This is a genomic window from Vibrio sp. R11-SG3-ISO3-SZ (genome assembly GCF_059834345.1).
Genome location: NZ_JCBDGX010000061.1, coordinates 1 through 17083, shown reverse-complemented (window position 1 = coordinate 17083; position 17083 = coordinate 1). Strand labels below are relative to the sequence as shown.

Genomic DNA, 17083 nt, shown 5'->3' with positions numbered 1-17083 from the left:
TTTACCCTGTTCTATCAATGGCACGAGTATCGTGAGCAATTTGTCGAACACACTCATACCTAGAGTGTCGCTCTTATGACTTGGCGTGCTTTCTTGATTGAGTAAGTCGAAGTAGCCGGCGTGAATCGCATAGGGTAATTGGAAAGGCTCGCAGCTTTTGTGCCAAAGTTTAAGGTTAAGTAGCCAATCCCAAACATTGTGGGAGCCTTTGATCACCACAATGACTTCGTCTTTATCGTGGCTCCACAGCACACGAATCATAGGTTTACCAAAGCGGTTGTGAATAACGCGCTGGCCGTTTGGGGCAAAGCCATAGCGTGTCTGTTTTAGGACGCGTTGATAAGCAAGATTACACAGCACCGCGTAGCGTTCATACTGATAACGCTTCAGTTTCTTCATCGAGTCATTAAATCAGTGAGGGGATCGCTTTAGTATGCGCGCGCAGAGTGACGCTTCTGTGACAGTGGTGGAGCGGGAAAGGGACTAACTAAGTTGAATAACTGAATATAAATGCAAATACTTGCGCACCAGTTGCTGATCCGTTGAGCGACGCAGTGGATGGGTGAACTTAACGTAGTAAGGACTCATGCCAAATTGCTCTTCTAGTGTCGCCGCTAATTGTGAGTCGCTCTCATATAAGCTCACCCCTTGAATACGGTAATCGTCTAACTGGTCAGGCAGTTGCCCCGTCCACCAGTGTAACAACTCGCGGCTCTGTTTACTGCGAGTGATCCAATGGTCAGACAGCAGGAGCACAAGGTCGTTGGGCTGAATAGCGTAACTGTATTCGGCGTGCCATAGAGCGATGGACTTAAATAACTTCTTACGGTGGGTGGAACCTGCGCTGACCAGGTGAGACGTCATAATCCAAACAGTGCCCAGCTCTGAGCTCACTCGATAGTGGTGAGGCATCTCTTTGTGGGTCAGGCATTCTTGGGCAGTGTAATCACACGCGTGGCCAAACTCGGTCAGGGTACGAGAAAGACGCCGGGCAAACGCCAAGCCTAAATGGTGCTCACTCATGCCTTTATTATGAATGGTCGGGTAGTGCTTTTCACATAGGGCCATACAGTCGGCTTGAAACTCGTTCACGCTTTGAATTAGCACATCCAGTAGCAAGGTGGGTTCTCCATTACTCAAACTCGCCAAATTAGAGTAACACGCCACTTTTAAATTAAGTTACATTTAATTGGCTAAAATTCAGGGGAAATGAGGGGTTTATGTCTAAGATTGAATTTACATCACAACAAAAACACGCGATGGCGCAGTCACTCCAAGACTATTTACATGATGAGTTGGAGGTAGAAATTGGCCAATTCGATGCCGAATTTCTCACCGACTTTGTGATTAAACAGTTTTCTGCCACCTTTTATAACAAGGGGTTAAGTGATGCCCAAGCCGTGTTTGAGCGTAAAGTGATGGATGTTGCGGATGAAATATACGAGCTAGAACAGTGGGAGCCAAAGTAACTAGGGATAAGTTCCTTCAAATTTTTTGAATGACTTCATCAATGTGACGACATTTCCAAGTTTGCGAACCTGTCCGATAATCATTCATAACGCAATTGATTATAAAAACGTGCTCAACCATAACTTTTTTGCTTGGGCGTCAACCAAAGTTGGAAGTATACAAATGAACAGCAGCCAAAATCATCCGCATAGGGTAAAGAACTACAACGGCGTCGCGCGCGCCATCCACTGGGTGTCGGCACTGGTTGTGATTGGCATGTTTGCGGTAGGGCTGTGGATGGTTGATTTGAGCTACTACAGTGAATGGTACAAAACCGCACCGCATTGGCACAAATCAGTGGGTATTTTATTAGCCCTTGTCACTCTATTCCGATTTGCCTGGAAGAATGTGACAGCGTCACCAAAGATCGAAGGCGCAAAGATTGAAATCCTCGGCGCAAAGTTGGCGCACCTAGCCATGTACACACTACTTCTGACGTTGTTTGTGTCGGGATATCTTATTTCAACGGAAGATGGGCGAGGTATCGAAGTATTCGGTTGGTTCACCGTGCCTGGTATGGGCGCTTTCTTTGAAGGTCAAGCCGATACCGCAGGGCAAATACACTTTTACGCTGCTTGGGCGTTAATCTTATTAGCCGCTGTGCATGCACTGGCAGCACTAAAACACCACTTTATTAACAAAGACAACACGCTACGCAAAATGATAGGAGCTTCAAAATGAAAAAGACGTTACTTGCTACCGGACTAGCTATGGCAATGGTACTGCCATTAGGCGCAAGCGCGGCGGATTACGTAATTGACACCAAAGGTGCACACGCATCGGTCAACTTTAAAGTTAGCCATTTAGGATACAGCTTCATTAAGGGTCGTTTTAACACCTTTGATGGCGAGTTCTCTTACGATCCTAGTAATGTTGAAGCGTCGAAAGTGACCGTGAATGTGGACACTCGCAGCCTCGACTCAAATCACGCGGAACGTGATAAACACATTCGTAGCGCTGATTTCATTGATGCTTCAAAATTCTCGACCGCAACCTTTACGAGCACCAGTGTTGTCGATAAAGGGGACGGCATGCTAGAAGTGAAGGGCGACTTGAACCTACATGGTGTGACTAAACCGATTACTATCGACGCTGAGTTTGTCGGCGCAGGCCAAGACCCATGGGGTGGTGAGCGCGCAGGATTCGTGGGTACAACACGACTAGAGCTTGCTGATTTTGATATCGCGGTGATGGGCGCATCAAGCTACGTCGATATGGAACTGCATGTCGAAGGCGTTAAGAAGTAATCATCTCTAGATAGAATGACTTAGCCCTCCAATCGGAGGGCTTTATTGTTTCTATGATTTATGCGAGACGCTTTTCGTCTTGCGCATCAGTCTCGTAGGGTGATTTTGACTCAAGTTTAGTCGTTTGTTGTAAGGCACGAAGAACTTGTGCTCGGGTCACCACGCCAACAAGACGTCCATCAGCCAGTACCGGCAAGACTGATGGGCGATTGGGGGGCGAATGCTTTGCGCGTGCGGTAAGTGACCCAGGGTTAAGTTGCGTTGCATAACCCATGCTCGATGTCGGAAACAACGCCGCTTTGTCCAGGCAAAAATACTCCAATACATCAAGCAAGGTATCGCTTGCCGACACCGCGCTGATCTCATCATTCATCACCATCACGACGCTTTGTTCCATGTGAGTATGGTGCGGATGGCTCCACATCTCAATCATGGCGTCGTGAATTGAAAAGAATCCGATCAATTCATTTTGTGTATTGACGACAGGTGCGCCGTCGATGTGCTGCTCAAGTAGCGTATCAATGGCTTTGCCGGTCGGAGTGTTCGCAACGAACTGAACCGGATGCGTGTCCATAATTGTCCCGATGGTTACGGTGTCTTCGCCGCGATAAAGGGTGTGGGCGCTGATCTTTTCGGGTTGAGTGATCGCCTGACTGTCCGCCGCTTTAAGCTGAGGCCGACGATAAATAGACCAGTTCGCTAAACCTACCAACACCGCGCCACCCACGATGTTGCCGAGGGTGACTGGGATTAGGTTAGCTGTGATGAAATGGCCGACCGTTAAGTCGTTAAACTGCGAAGCAGGCACACTAATTTGCGACCAAAAAGGCTCTGGGGCAAAGCTGTGGATGGCGATACCAAGTGGCACCATAAACATATTAGCCACACAGTGCTCAAAGCCGCTGGACACAAACATCGCCACCGGCATTACCGTCATGGCCGCTTTGGTCATGGTATTGGCGCTGCTAAAGGTTAACCAGATGGCCAAACACACCAGGAGATTACACAATACGCCCAGTGCAAAGGCCTGAACGGGCGTGTGATGCAGTTTATGCTGCGCGATGTTCAGCGCATTTAGTCCCCACTGGCCATGATCTAAGCCGTACAAGCCTGCAAAAAACACAATAATCAGCAGCAGTGAGGCACCAATAAAGTTACCCAGGTAGACCTTACCCCAAATCGACAGCATCTTGGTGGCACTGATTTGTCCGTTCGCCCAAGAAATGCTCGACAACACCGAGCTGGTAAAGAGTTCGCCGCCACAAATGACGATCAAAATTAGTCCCATACTGAATGCCAAGCCGCCGACTAAGCGACTCAATCCCCATCCGGCTCCCGCATTATCGGTAGTGACCGTAATATAGAAGACGAACGCTAAACCGATAAATGCACCAGCCATGATCGCGAGGCTCAGTGTCATCGTGCTGGTTTTGTTGGCTTTACTGAAAGCAAACTTTTCCGCTTCCGCCATCATTTCGGCGGGTGAAAAAGAGACCTTCTCGTTGTGTGTTTGTGTCATCGCTCCCCCCAAACTCCTTTCAATGCAGACTATGCATCCTATTGTCCTTGTGGATTCATTGTAGGGTAGGCAAAGATTCAGTAAAGATAAAATTGATTAATGTTTTAATTACCATCAATTAAATTGATATAGATAAATAAAATAGCGATTAAGGGAGGGGGCGAAAAGAGTATCAGAAACATTGATAGAGAGAAGGGGTAAAACAAAACCCTCCAAAAGAGGGCTTTGCGCTGGTTGTTGGAGCTCAGAATTTGTGGTTTTTAATCATCCGATGTGCTTCGCGCTTAATACAATCCAACAAAGGATGATCTTCCATGTCTGCGCGCCAGATAAATGAAATCGCTCGATTCATTTTCAGCTCCGGTACGTTCAGCGCGGCAAGTTCACCGCGTTCAATATAGGGCGCGACATCGAGGTAGGGGAGACATGACAGGTATTTACCATTGGCGACAAGCCGACGAATGACCGGAATGTGCGCGTATTCACGCCATACGTCAAGGTCTGGGATCAACGGTAACATCGCCCCTTCAAATACAGAACGAGTACCGGCGCCGCCTTCACGCAGCACCCATTGAGCTTGCTCTAATTGCGCCAAACTGACGCGTTCGTTTTTGGCGTATGGGTGATGCGCTGAACTGATCACAACGAGGTGATCTCGGAACCACTCTTCTTGATGCGTGCGGTTATCGTCACATCGACCTTCGATAATGCCGAGGTCATATTTATAATCGAGTACGCCTTGAATGACCTGATTGGTACTTTTGACATCCAAAGCGGTACGGATTTCTGGAAAATCATTATCAATGGTACTGATTAGCTCGGGGACGAGGTGTTCCGCGGGAGTTTGGCTAGCACCAATATTGATATTGCCACTGAACAAATGTTGGTCATAGAAACCAATTTCGATCTGTTCTGCATCCTGCAGGAGCCTTTTCGCTCTCGGTCTTAGCCAGTTGCCCCAGTGGCTAAGGCGCATATATTTACCCTGACGAATAAACAGCTCTCTGCCGAGGAGCTTTTCTAGCTGGCTTAAGGACATACTGGCAGCGGATTGGGTAATGGCCAGTTTATCAGCGGCTTGGCTAACGCTACCCAGTTCGGCCACGGCATCAAATACCGCGAGTTGTTTCAAAGAATACCGCACCGTTTCTCCTCTTCTTTCTATTCAGGCAAAGCATAATTGAGGTGAAGTCGCTCAAAATTGGCTAAGATTGTATATCAGAAAATCTGATTCAGAAATGAAAATAAATCAATTTTTCAATTTATTCCCGCTCTGTCATAGTCAGTATCTCAGCTCCTGAATACTATACTATCAAAGTGTTAGTCCAACGCTTCGAGATCAAGCTCTCATTGATGATCGTTGTGGCTTCGTCATTCTGAAACACTCTATCAATCCGATTGATGGCCTCTCTCTTTCTATAACGAAAAGCCTCAATTTTATTTTGCATCAATAAAATTGAATCTAAAAATAAATAAAATCAAATTTACTAATACAAGTGCGCTTTGTAACATGGCGTCCAGCAGTGAGGTATGGGCTGCTGAGTTATTGAATCTTTGATGGATTGGCATGGGATGCCGACCGCTATTTTTAGGAGAATGTTATGAGTGCATTGTTAACCGTAAGCGACATTGTCAATTCGAACGCACCAGTATTACGTCAAGATACGCCTCTTTACGCGGCAATCGACCAGTTTTTACAACACAACACTAACGGTGCCGCCGTTTGCGATGAGCAAGGTAATTTAGTTGGCTTCTTTTCTGCGCATGACGTGATGACGGAAATGTGGTGTCAAGATTACATCCCCGACACTCAAGTAACGATTGGCCAATTGATGAAAACCGATGTGGTCACGATTGGTTTTGAAGAGCGCCTCACTGATGTGATGGAGTTTCTCGCGCTTGATAAAGACCAGATTTATCCAACAACCGCGATGGGTATCGCGACACGTTTGAGCACACTCTCTTTGGAAGAGCGCGTCAAAAGCATCAAGGTGAATCGCCCACAAATTCTGCCGGTCCTTAATGAAGGCAAATATGTTGGTGTGGTTTCTCGTACAGAAGTGCTGCGTGCACTGCGTACCTTATTTAAAGAAGCGCCAACGGCGACGTCGCCTGTCAGCACCCCTCAAGCAGACACCAGTGTCGCTTAATTCGAGTTTATAGTTGGAGTTATAATGGAACAGTTTTCCCATCTAGCGGCGTTTAATCATTACGTGTTGGCGTTTGTCGCGCTTTCGATCATGGTACTGGTGGCGCGCACAATTGTTGCGGGTACTAAGTACTCTTCACTGTTGGTGATCGTCGTGTTTGGTTTAGGCCTTGGATCCTTGTTGGTTCAAAGTGGTATGGCTCAACCGGGATTAACCGATTTTCCTGTGGTCGTGATGATGAGTCAAACCACCGTCATCGCTTTGATTGCCTCTTTCTTCGTTGGAGGACAAGAGATTAAGCGTCTGTTGTCAAACAACGATATGTCGGACGACAGTTATTTCACACCATCGAACAAAGAGATGGTGCTGGGAACGAACACCACTCAGTTCATGTTTATTGTGCGTGCGTTTCTATTATTGCTCGGTATCGATATGGCGGACGCGCTGCTGTCTGGGCGCGCGAGCCATTATCAATTGGGCGATTCTTACTTGCTGCTGGCTTACATCAGCCTAGCGATCGCGTTCATCCTAGTGGATAGCAAAGCGATTTTCGCCTGTAAACAGTCTTACATCCGCAAGGGGGTGGTGGAAGCCGTTGCGATTGTACTGGTACTGAAGTTTTCGTTGATGCTGTCTAATATCGTGCAAGCCTACATCGGTTTACCTCAGATTTTCTTTGCGATGATTTTATCATCGGGCCTTGGTGCTATGCTACCAAAGTGGAAGTTAGGTCCAACCATGAACTCACTGCTGTTCGCTGGTATCCCACTTGTATTGGCCGGAAGCTTCTTGGTCGGCGGTTCGCACATGCTTGAAGCGTTCGCAATTCCGGGTCTATCGAGCGTGATCGTTTACGGTTTTGCAGGACAAGTCTTCTGGATGTTTGGAGGTTTGGCGCTGTTAATCTTTGTTGGTCGTGCTAACCATCTCAGAAACTTGGCACCGGGTATGGCAGGCGGTTTGTCTCACTCAGGGCTAACAGGCGCATGTACGGCAGGCGATTTCGGTCGCACTGCGGCATCACGAGCGCCTATCATGATCAACATTCCGTTTGCAGGTCATATCTTTGTGTTTACGATTCTTGCGGCGAGTGCTGAGAATGGTTCACTGCTCGTACAATGGACATTGCCACTGATTTTAGTGGGGGGAGCATTTGTTTTCTTTGCACTGAAAAACCTACGCAATGCCGCTGGTAGCGAGGCCAAAGAGGTGAAAGGGTTGATGCTCTTTTCCCTGGGTTGGCAAATTATGGCAGTCTTCGGCAGCTTTACCCTCCTGAGTTTGGCGGGAATGTCGTTGGAGCATGCATCAATGGCAGCGTCTTCAGGCTTATCTCACTTTGGCCTATTTGCTGCGGTGCAAGAGGGCATGTTTGGTAGTGCGGCGGCCAGCTTGATCACCTTCACTTTCGCGATGACTTTCTTAGTCCATCCACTCGTCTTCGGTATGTTCGGCAAAGCGGCGGAACGTGAGGGTGTGATGACAGAAAAAGTGGTTGGCGTGTTAGCCACCTTGGGACTTGCTGGTGTGGTTTACTCGACTATGTTGATCTAGCCCCCACGTCATTTGTCGATACAAAAAATGGCCAAGCATTACGTTTGGCCATTTTTGCTTTCTGTTTACTAAATCTGTTTAAATATCGATTGCGTCACTAATTAATGTAACGAATGAATTTTTGTTGCGCAATAGTGTGATCAATGTAACTTAATAAGGCTAAGCATAGCGATATGATGGCGGCAATTTCTAACGCTACCGATTTTCTCTGTGAGGCATTATGACGACATTACTCGCGATATCGCTGACCACCGGCTTACTTTCCGGCCTGTGGGGCTGGATTGCCATCTCACTCGGTTTGCTGACCTGGGCAGGATTTCTAGGCTGCACCAGTTACTTTGCTTCTCCGACTTCAGGCTTAAAAGGCTTAGCACAAAGCTTAATCACCAACCTAAGCGGTGTGTTTTGGGCAATGGTGATCATTCACGCTAGCCAGTTTGCTTCGCTAGAAATACTTGGCTATGTCATTACTGCGATTGTCGCTTTTTTCATGTGTATTCAAGCGAAACAGTCCTGGCTAGCTTATATCCCTGGTACATTCATCGGTTCGTGCGCGACGTTTGCCGCAAATGGTGATTGGCAACTGGTTGTTCCATCCCTGATGTTGGGCGGCGTGTTTGGTTATGCGATGAAAGCGTCTGGCCTATGGTTACAACAAAAGTCTCAATCCAATGGCAAATCCGCGTCAGCGAGAAGCGGCCAAGCTGTGAGCCAGTAGTGCGTTATTTCTACTTCCCCCCGATTGAGTATCTTCTTCGCACTCTCAACCTGAATGAGTGAGCCTTTTGATACAACGGCATCTCTTTATGATATGCCGTTTTTTCGTTTGTTGGTCACACCAATATAAAACTTTAAGGCGTGTTGCCGTTCGCCATGGTAATCACACGCTTTAATGTCCATCTAAGCAGTATTGGAATGCACTCGACGCCTTGCTCTTCACAATGGTGGACCAGTGCGAGTGCTAAGTCGGGTTTGGCGTATTTCTTCAGCACCCTCGCGACCACCTTTTTCGCGGGAATAGGATGATCCAAAGGCACCTTGATTTTTTCCTTGAAGAAGGATTCAAAACCGTTGTTGTAAAGATAGTGTTCGATGTCTCGATCGGGCAGCTCGGTGAGACGATGTCTTTGCTGATCATGCCCCAATTGCGCTTTTACCGCCGCCGCGTACTTTTTGCCAGCTGCATCGCCATCGGTCACCACATGCCAATCGATACCAAAGGCTTTAGCGACTTTGATCAGAGATTTCAGCCCCGATTGCGCAAACTCGATGATTTGCACGCCCTCTGCGGCGAGGTTATAGCCGCATTGATTGGCCAGCTCATTAAACAGCCACACTTCCGTTTCTCCCTCCACCAACAACCAACAACGCGCAAACAGCGCTCCGGATCGGTGAAAGCGAATGTGGAAACCAATCCGTCGAAGCTCATCGCGGCTAAAACGTTGTTCTGGCAAGTAGTAGGTGATGGTTTTATCGGATTGTCGCACTAGACGTCGCAGGCTGCGCATTGGCACTTGACCAAGTAACTCTCCACTGTTGGTGGTGAGAATCTTTTGCATTGGCAGCAACTGCAACAGCCCCCACGCCCGAGCTAGGTGGGTGGGGTGTAAACGACCTTCGGGATCTTCAATGATCAGCAAAGGACGTGCGCAGCGACGAAGTTTGTTTGGCCCTTTAGCCTGTAAATAGGCGTTGAGGAGTGTCATAAACAGCAACCGTGTCTGCTTATTGTGCGTTTCCGCGACGACCTGCGTAATGCTCTTGTTGCTGCTTGGGGCATTAAAGAAGATGCCGTCACGCTGCTTCCGCGGATTCTTACGACTGCTGGATTTAAAGGAGAAATAGTGATCGACCAACACGTTCATCGAGTTGAGGCTACTGCGCATTTCGCCTTTGTTGACATGGCCAGGGATAGCCATCAAACGGCGGCAAGTGTTATCAATGCGTTTCTCTGATCGTTCATTGACGCCGTTACCGTTGCTGAAAGGGCGTTCAAATCGGCGGGAGTCTTTTAACCGAATCACGGGGTGAAGTGACATCAACTCCTGAGCAAGCTTCTCTGAGTGGTGTAACGGCAAAGGATCCCCTTGATCGTTGAGAAAAGCATAGCGGGTCGAGATGGAATGCCCGTCGCGTGAAGCACTTAAACGGTAAATAATCCTTTGTACACCTTCCTCGTCGGTGATCCAGATCGGTTTGATTTTTCGATAGCGCCCGGAGCGAACTTCATTTTTATCCGTCGCGATAAGGCTGAGCACAATTTGTAAGTGTTGGGTTTGCGGATGAGCAATGGAGTAATCAACATGAAAGTCCGTCATTTCAAATTGATACGGTGTGCCTTCAGACGGCAAGGCAACGCTCAGTGCGTCGAGCAGTGACGATTTACCCCAGGTGTTTTCGCCAATCAGCGTGGTGAGTTCATCAAATGCGATAGATAAGCGGCGGATACCGCGAAAGCCAGAAATTTCGATTCGCTCTAATCTCATAGAGTCACTCCGTTTTGGCTATAGACAGTTTAAGCATAATCGAAAAAGTGTGGTTTAGCAGATATTTACCTCACAAACAGGCAATTATGCTCAAGTCACACTGAGCGATGTATATCAAATGGCATGTTCAATAAAAGTGTGAAATATAATGAATCTGTCATACCGATTGCGTTAGGATGACGGGAAAAGAGAGTAAAGAAGACAGATAAAAACTATAACATGACAAAATTACGTATAGCACACATTAACGATACCCATTCCTATTTTGAACCCTCCTCGTTACAGCTCACATTGAACGTGGAAGGTGACACACTCACACCTTACGTCAGCGCTGGGGGCTTTGCTCGCATCGCCACTCGCGCCAAACAGCTGAGAGACGAGGCGCAACAGGCCGGTGATGCCTTCCTCTTTCTCCACGCAGGAGATTGCTTTCAAGGCACGCTTTACTTTTCGCTGTTTAAAGGGGAAGCAAACGCCACCATGCTCAATGCGCTAGGCATAGATGCCATGGCGTTAGGCAATCATGAGCTTGATATGGGCAACTTACCCGTCGCGCAGTTTGCCCAGCGAATCGAGTTTCCACTGCTTGCAGGCAACTGGGATCTGAGCCAAGAGCGCCAAGACAAACCCACACGCCTATCCGATAACCCAAAGGTTATCGCCTATCAATCCCCAACACGTACGGCTGGTTGGATAGAGAAAACGGTCGGGCAGAGTAAAGTGGCGATTTTCTCCCTAGCGTTGGATAAGATGCAAGACATCTCTAATCCAGATGTTGATACGCCGTTTGTCTCCACCATTGAAACCGCGCGGGCCACCGTGGCTGCCATCCATCAAGCGGGGATCCGAAATATTATTTTGCTTAGCCATATGGGCTACGACGCGGACTTGGATATCGCCAATCATGTCGATGGGATTGGCTTGGTGATTGGCGGCCACAGCCATCGCCTGCAAGGCGACTTCTCGGCGCTCGGACTTGCGAAAGACGACGAATACGGAGTGAAGGTCAACAATACCTATGTTGTGCAAGCAGGCTATCACGCACTGAGCATGGGTCATTGTGACATTGAGTTTGATGACCAGGGCCAGGTGATCGCATTTAACGGAACCAATGAGCTATTACTGGGCCGCCAACTGTTTATTGATGCTTCGCGAAGTCAGGCGCATACAGAAAGCCGTTATCAAGCCGCGAGACATTTTATTGATGCGTATCCTCAAGCGGTGGTCTGCAAAAAAGATCCCACGGTCTATCAACTTTTAGAGCGCCAATACAGCTGTCATGTCCGCAGCCTACAAAACACATACATTGCGGATGCGGGTCGCTATCTTCGCCATGTGAGGATCCCTGATACGCAAGGGCCGAGCGAACTCGCGCCTCTCGTCGCACGCTCTTTTGTCCATTCGATGCGCAAGCGCGGTATGACAGTGGATTTTGCCATTCACAATGCCGGAGGAGTGAGAAACTCACTCAATATTGGTCAAGTGAGTGTGGCAGACATTGCTGGCAAACTTTTGCCCTTTGCCGTCCCTATTGGCGTATATGAGATAGAGGGGCAGCATCTTTATCGCGTGATAGAAGGCGCCATCAACAACGCGATCAGCAATGGAGTTGAAGGGACAGGGGATGGTTCTTACCCATACACGTACAACTTGCGCTTTACCTACAATGAATCGTCACCCATCGGTGAACGAATCACGCGGCTAGAGGTGAGAAGCTCAGGCAACCAATGGGTGAAAGTTGAACAAAATCAAACCTATGTGGGCACATCATCGGCTTACACCATGAAAGGGAAAGAAGGCTACGACGCCATCTTGAACATGGCTGGCGAGGGAGTGGTGACCCCCATGTCGATGGCCGATTGCTTTATCGAAATGCTTCAAGACTGCCCCGACACCCTCAATGCCAAGCACGTAGGGACATCAAAATCCAATTTGGCATAGAGTATGCTAAGCCATTAATGTCAGCAGAGAGACCGAAACGGTTTACGATAAGCGAACTCAAAGGTAAGACATTATGTGGCGTAAAGACTGGATTGATGTCGTCGTGGTGATCAGTTGGATAAGCGTTTGGTCGGCATTGGTGTATTTCGTACCAATGGGCACGATTTGAAAGCGATACTCACCGACATGATGATCCCATTAAACATATAAGAGCGTACATTCACCGTGCGCTCTTTTCATTTTTGAGGATTCCTCATACCAACGCTGCGGAAAATAAACATTAGCAATTGTTATGGCTTTAAGCCAAACAATTCGATAATTTATGGTTCTTACCTGCAAATTTCTATCAATCTTGTGGTAAATGACGCTACCTAGTGCTCACACAGCGATCAAGACGGTAAAAACGCCACATCAGTAGCAACGAGACAACGACAAGATGGATATCAACAAGTTAATGACGAAAATTATGCACGACCAGGTGTAAAAGTTTTGTAAACGGCGTAAGAGAGAAGAAACGTCTGTAGAAAAACTATGCACATTAACGAGAACTCTACGCACTTTTTAACCCCTTTGACGCATAATCCGTTTTTTGTTCTGTTAAAGAGTTGTTTTATTAGAAAATCTAATTTGAATAGGGAAATTTTGTCATTTTTTGGCCAACATAAGTTTGTCTATTATTAGCCCAACAAAACGTACAGATTTATAGAGAGGCAATCATGGCACAAGCAATGCAAATGGGCACACTAAACCCAACTATCTCTATGGACAAAAAAACCTACGCGGTTTCTTTCAAAGGATTGATTGCTCATTTACTCGATATTCTATTTACCGACAACAGCCAGCCACGCGCGTACTATGCGGATCAGCTGTCAGGTCACATGCAAAAGGATATCGGTCTCTACCGTTAACACCAAACGTTAATACGAAAACGCCAGCTCACATCGAGCTGGCGTTTTGCTTTCTTAACGGCTCATTACTTCTTACGAGTAAATTCAGCAATCACGTACATCGACTGACCGCCGTTTGCTTTACCAGAAACAAGCTTAGGATCGTCACCAATGCTAATGCCACGGATAACTGTACCTTGCTTAATGACTTGGTTGGTGCCTTTTACGGGAAGGTCTTTTATTACCGTTACGTCGTCACCTTTCTTTAGCTCAACGCCATTACAATCAAGAGGTTTGTCATCAGCAGACATACCTTGCATCGCCCACGTTTTCTGATCTTCTTCCATGTACATCATGTCTAGCGCGTCTTGTGCCCAGCTCTCGCTGTTGAGGCGCGTTAACTGACGCCAAGCTGTCACTTGCACAGGTGGAACCTGACTCCACATGCTGTCATTGAGGCAGCGCCAGTGGTTAATGTCTTTTGGCTCATCAATTTCTGATAGACACTTGTCGCAAACCATAATCGCATGATCAACGGTCACGTGGCTGTGAGGCGGCACAGCATAAGCCGTCAGTGGTGCGTCAGTGGCGCACAATTCACACTTAGATTCACAACGTTCTAGCATAGTAGCTTCTGAAGACATAAAGGACTCACATTTGATGGGTGTTTAATCTAGGCGGCTTATTATGCACACTATCGGGTAAAAATAAAGGGCGTGAACGATCGTTCAATTGATATATATTGAGTGACAGCGTCACAGATAAGCTTTACCTGAGGTATTCAAGTCGGCATAATTCTCGGGTGAATTGTGCGCATACCTAACCAAAGGAACCCTCTTGGAACTCTTTTCTATCGACTTTCTAGGCAAGCCGCTGCGGGGCGAAGCCTCTATGGCAGGCTGGCAACAGATCTATTGGGACAACCACTTAGTGTCACAACTCGATGCCAATGCCGAGCACGGACACGAATCAAGCCACCAATTTGAGTTACGCAAAGGGGATGAGCGCTTAGACTGCAAAGTGGAATTGACGTTGCAGTGGCAGCCGTTTTCACTCGAGGTGAGAGTGATACTCAACGATCAACTCTATTCAACCACCACACGCACGGAAAAAGACATTGAACGTCAGCAGCCGACGCGACCACCAAAGGCAGAAAGACGATTTAGCCTGATCGGCTTAGTCTCTTTAGGTATGAAAGCACTAAAGAGCGCCAAACTGATTAAGGTTGTACTGGCGTCAGCCAGTTTAGCCGCCTATTCATGGCTGTTCTCGTTTCAGTTTGCCTTAGCACTACTGGCTTGCTTAATCTTTCATGAATATGGGCACGTCAAAGCAATGAAATACTTTGGCATGAAAACCAAAGGCATCTATTTAGTGCCGTTTCTCGGCGGACTCGCTCTCAGCGACGAAAAGATCAACACTCGCTGGCAAGACGTGGTGATCTCAATCATGGGGCCAATGTTTGGCTTCATCCTTTCATTACTGTTGACGTTAGTCTATCTGCTCACAGGGGAAGCCTTCTTTGCGGGGTTGGCGGTGTTTAATGCACTGCTGAATTTGTTTAATTTGCTGCCTATTTTGCCTCTCGACGGCGGCCATATTCTAAAAAGCATCAGCTTCTCAATGAACAGCGTCGCTGGCATCCTACTGTGCAGTGCGGCAGCTGGGGCAGGGGTCTTGCTCAGCTATTCGCTCGGTCTGACCTTGTTTGGCTTCTTGCTCATCATGGGCATGCTTGAGATCGTATTGGAGTGGCGTGGCCGCCATGCGAGCCATTTATTACCGCTCGACCGATATGGACAAGTTGTTTCATCCATATGGTATGTGGGCTTGGTAGCGGGGTTGGTCGCGATTATTGCCTTCTTTGCTAATACGGGCGATGAGTTGCTACGCCTACCTCTATTGATACTGGGCACCTAATTGACCCGATACGTACCGCGCTATCACGCTTACAGCGTGGGCTAGATAGAAATCACGGGAGCATGCTCCCGTTGGTCATTGTGTAGAGTATGCACACTCAGCATTGTGGTTTGCTTACGCTGCTCGCTGGCAGCGTTTTCATTTTCGCGCTGAGATCATCAATACGTGTACTGTGAGAGGGGTGGGTCGAGAGTAGCTCAGGCGGCGTATTGCCCCCGGAGGCTTTCGCCATATTTTGCCACAGCGCGACGCTTTGCTTAGGGTCAAAGCCGGCTTTGGCCATCAATTCTAACCCAACGATATCCGCCTCGGATTCTTGGGTACGCCCGTAGGGCAACAGCACGCCATATTGAACGCCAACGCCAAGTGCCGCCATCGTCATGTCACGATACTCTGAACTGCCCAACGCGATGTTGGTGATTTGTAAGCCTGCATTGGCAATTTGAGATTGAGATAAGCGCTCGTTACTGTGATCGGCGAGTACATGCGCAATTTCATGGCCAATCACCGTTGCTAGCTGATCTTGATTGACCGCGACGTTTAACAATCCGGTGTATACGCCGATTTTTCCACCTGGGAGCGCGAAGGCGTTGACTTGGTCACTGTCGAATACCACCACTTCCCACTCGTCAAATCCCGCTTGCTTGGGCACATGAGCCGTAATGGTTTTGGCAACGCACTGCACGTACGCGTTAGTTTTGGCATCGGTACTGATCGGCTGTTCGCTTTTCATCTGTTCAAATGACTGGGCACCTAAAGCGCTCATATCTTGATCGGAAAATAAAATCAGCTGTGATCGCCCCGTCGGCGATGAACTACAGGCAGACAACGCGAGGCTTGCAGCGATTAAGGATAGCGACAAGCCGCGCTTATAAGTGATGTGCATGACGTTCTCCATCTAGGTAACGAATGTGCCAGCGTCGGCATTGTGAGTCATGACGCTTGAGTTATTCCGCTTCATTATGCTACAACGCGACGATGTTTCCTACGCACCAACCGTGCGACAACGCTTTTTATAACGACGGATCACAGAATGAAAATATGGAAAAAAGAGATCGATCTGGAAAAACTCAATCAAACCTCAAAAAACACTCTGATTGAACATCTCAATATCGTCTATACCGACTTTGGTGATGACTTCCTAAAGGCCACCATGCCCGTGTGTCATTTTACCCACCAGCCACTCGGTATGCTTCATGGCGGCGCTTCCGTAGTGCTCGCAGAGACACTCGGTTCACTGGCCGCAAACTTCTGTGTTGATCACGAAAGCTATTGTGTTGGGCTTGATATTAACGCCAACCACGTTCGCGCCATGCGAGAAGGGCATGTCATCGGGACAGCCAGACCCGTGCATTTAGGCATTTCTACACAAGTGTGGCAAATTGATATCACCGACGAAAGGCAACGACTGGTGTGCACCAGTCGCTTGACCATCGCGGTTAAGAAACATCGTGGAACGAAAGCTCATGCTGATTGAGTTCAGTTTAGGGAAAATCATCGCGACCCCCAATGAAGTGGTGATTAAGTTAGCAGGGCCGGGTAGAGTCACGTTGCAAGCCCAAGCGGACGCCGTCATGCTCTATGGTGGCGGTAACGTGATTGCGGTAAGAGCGTCTGAAGCTAGCTGGTCAATCTCGCTCGATAACGCCCATCAATTAACCCAAGTTGCCGAGCAATTAGGTATCGCAATATCATAGAACTCGGTATTGGGGTGAGATATCAAAACTTGCATGTGAGCTCATAAATGAGGAAACTAGTTTGGAATCCAAAACCAACGAATTTCCCCTTTATGAGTAGCCCAAGATTACGCGTCCAGTTCGAAACTTTATTTGAGCACTACCAAGGCAAAGATTGTGGTGTCCAACTAGAA

General features: G+C 47.8%; 18 protein-coding genes. 11 read left to right on the top strand and 7 right to left on the bottom strand.

Features of this window, described 5'->3' with window-relative positions:
- A partial coding sequence (locus AC6R1O_RS08200) for an alpha/beta hydrolase family protein (RefSeq protein ID WP_500656828.1) occupies positions 1 to 399 on the bottom strand: 399 nt, incomplete at its 3' end.
- Between the two features lie 84 nt (positions 400 to 483).
- A complete protein-coding gene (locus AC6R1O_RS08195) occupies positions 484 to 1119 on the bottom strand; it encodes a hypothetical protein (RefSeq protein ID WP_334551852.1) in 636 nt (211 codons plus the stop codon).
- A gap of 101 nt (positions 1120 to 1220) precedes the next feature.
- Between AC6R1O_RS08195 and AC6R1O_RS08190 the strand changes: the two genes are divergently transcribed.
- The 3 genes from AC6R1O_RS08190 (at position 1221) to AC6R1O_RS08180 (ending at position 2756) form a co-directional block, all read left to right on the top strand.
- The gene (locus AC6R1O_RS08190; RefSeq protein WP_334551853.1) at positions 1221 to 1469 is read left to right on the top strand and encodes a DUF2164 domain-containing protein; all 249 of its coding nucleotides are present in this window, start codon (positions 1221 to 1223) and stop codon (positions 1467 to 1469) included.
- 163 nt (positions 1470 to 1632) lie between these two features.
- Complete coding sequence (locus AC6R1O_RS08185) at positions 1633 to 2190, top strand: cytochrome b (protein WP_500628277.1); 558 nt, start codon at positions 1633 to 1635, stop codon at positions 2188 to 2190.
- Positions 2187 to 2756: a YceI family protein gene (locus AC6R1O_RS08180; protein ID WP_334551855.1), complete on the top strand. Its 570-nt coding sequence runs from the start codon at positions 2187 to 2189 to the stop codon at positions 2754 to 2756. Before AC6R1O_RS08185 ends, AC6R1O_RS08180 begins: the two co-directional genes overlap by 4 nt.
- A gap of 58 nt (positions 2757 to 2814) precedes the next feature.
- Here the strand turns inward: AC6R1O_RS08180 and focA are convergent, their stop codons facing one another.
- Positions 2815 to 4275: a formate transporter FocA gene (gene focA, locus AC6R1O_RS08175; protein ID WP_500656827.1), complete on the bottom strand. Its 1461-nt coding sequence runs from the start codon at positions 4273 to 4275 to the stop codon at positions 2815 to 2817.
- Positions 4276 to 4519: 244 nt separating this feature from the next.
- Positions 4520 to 5419, bottom strand: coding sequence for a LysR substrate-binding domain-containing protein (locus AC6R1O_RS08170; RefSeq protein ID WP_487901515.1), 900 nt, complete (start codon positions 5417 to 5419; stop codon positions 4520 to 4522).
- Positions 5420 to 5876: 457 nt separating this feature from the next.
- Here AC6R1O_RS08170 and AC6R1O_RS08165 point away from each other — a divergent pair, with 457 nt between their 5' ends.
- The 3 genes from AC6R1O_RS08165 to AC6R1O_RS08155 all read left to right on the top strand — a co-directional run bounded on the left by AC6R1O_RS08165 (position 5877) and on the right by AC6R1O_RS08155 (position 8697).
- Entirely contained in the window at positions 5877 to 6425 is a 549-nt protein-coding gene (locus tag AC6R1O_RS08165) for a CBS domain-containing protein (protein WP_500628275.1), read from the top strand.
- Positions 6426 to 6449: 24 nt separating this feature from the next.
- On the top strand, positions 6450 to 7979 hold the full coding sequence (locus tag AC6R1O_RS08160; protein ID WP_500656826.1) for a hypothetical protein: 1530 nt from the start codon (positions 6450 to 6452) through the stop codon (positions 7977 to 7979).
- A 220-nt stretch (positions 7980 to 8199) separates the two neighbouring features.
- Positions 8200 to 8697 (top strand): DUF1097 domain-containing protein, encoded by a 498-nt coding sequence (locus AC6R1O_RS08155; protein ID WP_500628273.1) that lies wholly within the window; start codon positions 8200 to 8202, stop codon positions 8695 to 8697.
- A gap of 133 nt (positions 8698 to 8830) precedes the next feature.
- On the opposite strand, the gene AC6R1O_RS08150 is transcribed toward AC6R1O_RS08155, so the two are convergent.
- Positions 8831 to 10465: an ATP-dependent endonuclease gene (locus tag AC6R1O_RS08150; protein ID WP_487901511.1), complete on the bottom strand. Its 1635-nt coding sequence runs from the start codon at positions 10463 to 10465 to the stop codon at positions 8831 to 8833.
- Positions 10466 to 10684: 219 nt separating this feature from the next.
- Between AC6R1O_RS08150 and AC6R1O_RS08145 the strand changes: the two genes are divergently transcribed.
- Entirely contained in the window at positions 10685 to 12406 is a 1722-nt protein-coding gene (locus tag AC6R1O_RS08145; RefSeq protein WP_500656825.1) for a bifunctional metallophosphatase/5'-nucleotidase, read from the top strand.
- Positions 12407 to 13122: 716 nt separating this feature from the next.
- Positions 13123 to 13314, top strand: coding sequence for a hypothetical protein (locus AC6R1O_RS08140; protein ID WP_487901509.1), 192 nt, complete (start codon positions 13123 to 13125; stop codon positions 13312 to 13314).
- 65 nt (positions 13315 to 13379) lie between these two features.
- Here AC6R1O_RS08140 and AC6R1O_RS08135 read toward each other — a convergent pair whose 3' ends face one another.
- Positions 13380 to 13937 carry a PhnA domain-containing protein gene (locus AC6R1O_RS08135; RefSeq protein ID WP_500634007.1) on the bottom strand — a complete coding sequence of 186 codons (558 nt, stop codon included), beginning with the start codon at positions 13935 to 13937 and terminating at the stop codon, positions 13380 to 13382.
- Between the two features lie 193 nt (positions 13938 to 14130).
- Here AC6R1O_RS08135 and AC6R1O_RS08130 point away from each other — a divergent pair, with 193 nt between their 5' ends.
- Positions 14131 to 15213, top strand: coding sequence for a site-2 protease family protein (locus AC6R1O_RS08130; protein WP_500634006.1), 1083 nt, complete (start codon positions 14131 to 14133; stop codon positions 15211 to 15213).
- A gap of 97 nt (positions 15214 to 15310) precedes the next feature.
- On the opposite strand, the gene AC6R1O_RS08125 is transcribed toward AC6R1O_RS08130, so the two are convergent.
- A complete protein-coding gene (locus tag AC6R1O_RS08125) occupies positions 15311 to 16099 on the bottom strand; it encodes a M48 family metallopeptidase (protein ID WP_500628269.1) in 789 nt (262 codons plus the stop codon).
- Between the two features lie 147 nt (positions 16100 to 16246).
- Here AC6R1O_RS08125 and AC6R1O_RS08120 point away from each other — a divergent pair, with 147 nt between their 5' ends.
- Together AC6R1O_RS08120 and AC6R1O_RS08115 are read left to right on the top strand one after the other, a co-directional pair.
- The gene (locus tag AC6R1O_RS08120) at positions 16247 to 16690 is read left to right on the top strand and encodes a hotdog fold thioesterase (RefSeq protein WP_500656824.1); all 444 of its coding nucleotides are present in this window, start codon (positions 16247 to 16249) and stop codon (positions 16688 to 16690) included.
- Positions 16680 to 16910 carry a DUF3389 family protein gene (locus AC6R1O_RS08115; RefSeq protein WP_487901547.1) on the top strand — a complete coding sequence of 77 codons (231 nt, stop codon included), beginning with the start codon at positions 16680 to 16682 and terminating at the stop codon, positions 16908 to 16910. Before AC6R1O_RS08120 ends, AC6R1O_RS08115 begins: the two co-directional genes overlap by 11 nt.
- The last annotated feature ends 173 nt before the right edge of the window (positions 16911 to 17083 follow it).

Excerpts from the sequence above, each read along its gene's own strand:
- AC6R1O_RS08135 (WP_500634007.1), bottom strand. The coding sequence starts at position 13,937 with ATGTCTTCAGAAGCTACTATGCTAGAACGTTGTGAATCTAAGTGTGAA.
- AC6R1O_RS08155 (WP_500628273.1), top strand. The coding sequence starts at position 8,200 with ATGACGACATTACTCGCGATATCGCTGACCACCGGCTTACTTTCCGGC.
- AC6R1O_RS08115 (WP_487901547.1), top strand. The coding sequence starts at position 16,680 with ATGCTGATTGAGTTCAGTTTAGGGAAAATCATCGCGACCCCCAATGAA.
- AC6R1O_RS08165 (WP_500628275.1), top strand. The coding sequence starts at position 5,877 with ATGAGTGCATTGTTAACCGTAAGCGACATTGTCAATTCGAACGCACCA.
- focA (WP_500656827.1), bottom strand. The coding sequence starts at position 4,275 with ATGACACAAACACACAACGAGAAGGTCTCTTTTTCACCCGCCGAAATG.
- AC6R1O_RS08190 (WP_334551853.1), top strand. The coding sequence starts at position 1,221 with ATGTCTAAGATTGAATTTACATCACAACAAAAACACGCGATGGCGCAG.
- AC6R1O_RS08185 (WP_500628277.1), top strand. The coding sequence starts at position 1,633 with ATGAACAGCAGCCAAAATCATCCGCATAGGGTAAAGAACTACAACGGC.
- AC6R1O_RS08125 (WP_500628269.1), bottom strand. The coding sequence starts at position 16,099 with ATGCACATCACTTATAAGCGCGGCTTGTCGCTATCCTTAATCGCTGCA.
- AC6R1O_RS08120 (WP_500656824.1), top strand. The coding sequence starts at position 16,247 with ATGAAAATATGGAAAAAAGAGATCGATCTGGAAAAACTCAATCAAACC.
- AC6R1O_RS08150 (WP_487901511.1), bottom strand. The coding sequence starts at position 10,465 with ATGAGATTAGAGCGAATCGAAATTTCTGGCTTTCGCGGTATCCGCCGC.
- AC6R1O_RS08145 (WP_500656825.1), top strand. The coding sequence starts at position 10,685 with ATGACAAAATTACGTATAGCACACATTAACGATACCCATTCCTATTTT.
- AC6R1O_RS08160 (WP_500656826.1), top strand. The coding sequence starts at position 6,450 with ATGGAACAGTTTTCCCATCTAGCGGCGTTTAATCATTACGTGTTGGCG.
- AC6R1O_RS08140 (WP_487901509.1), top strand. The coding sequence starts at position 13,123 with ATGGCACAAGCAATGCAAATGGGCACACTAAACCCAACTATCTCTATG.
- AC6R1O_RS08180 (WP_334551855.1), top strand. The coding sequence starts at position 2,187 with ATGAAAAAGACGTTACTTGCTACCGGACTAGCTATGGCAATGGTACTG.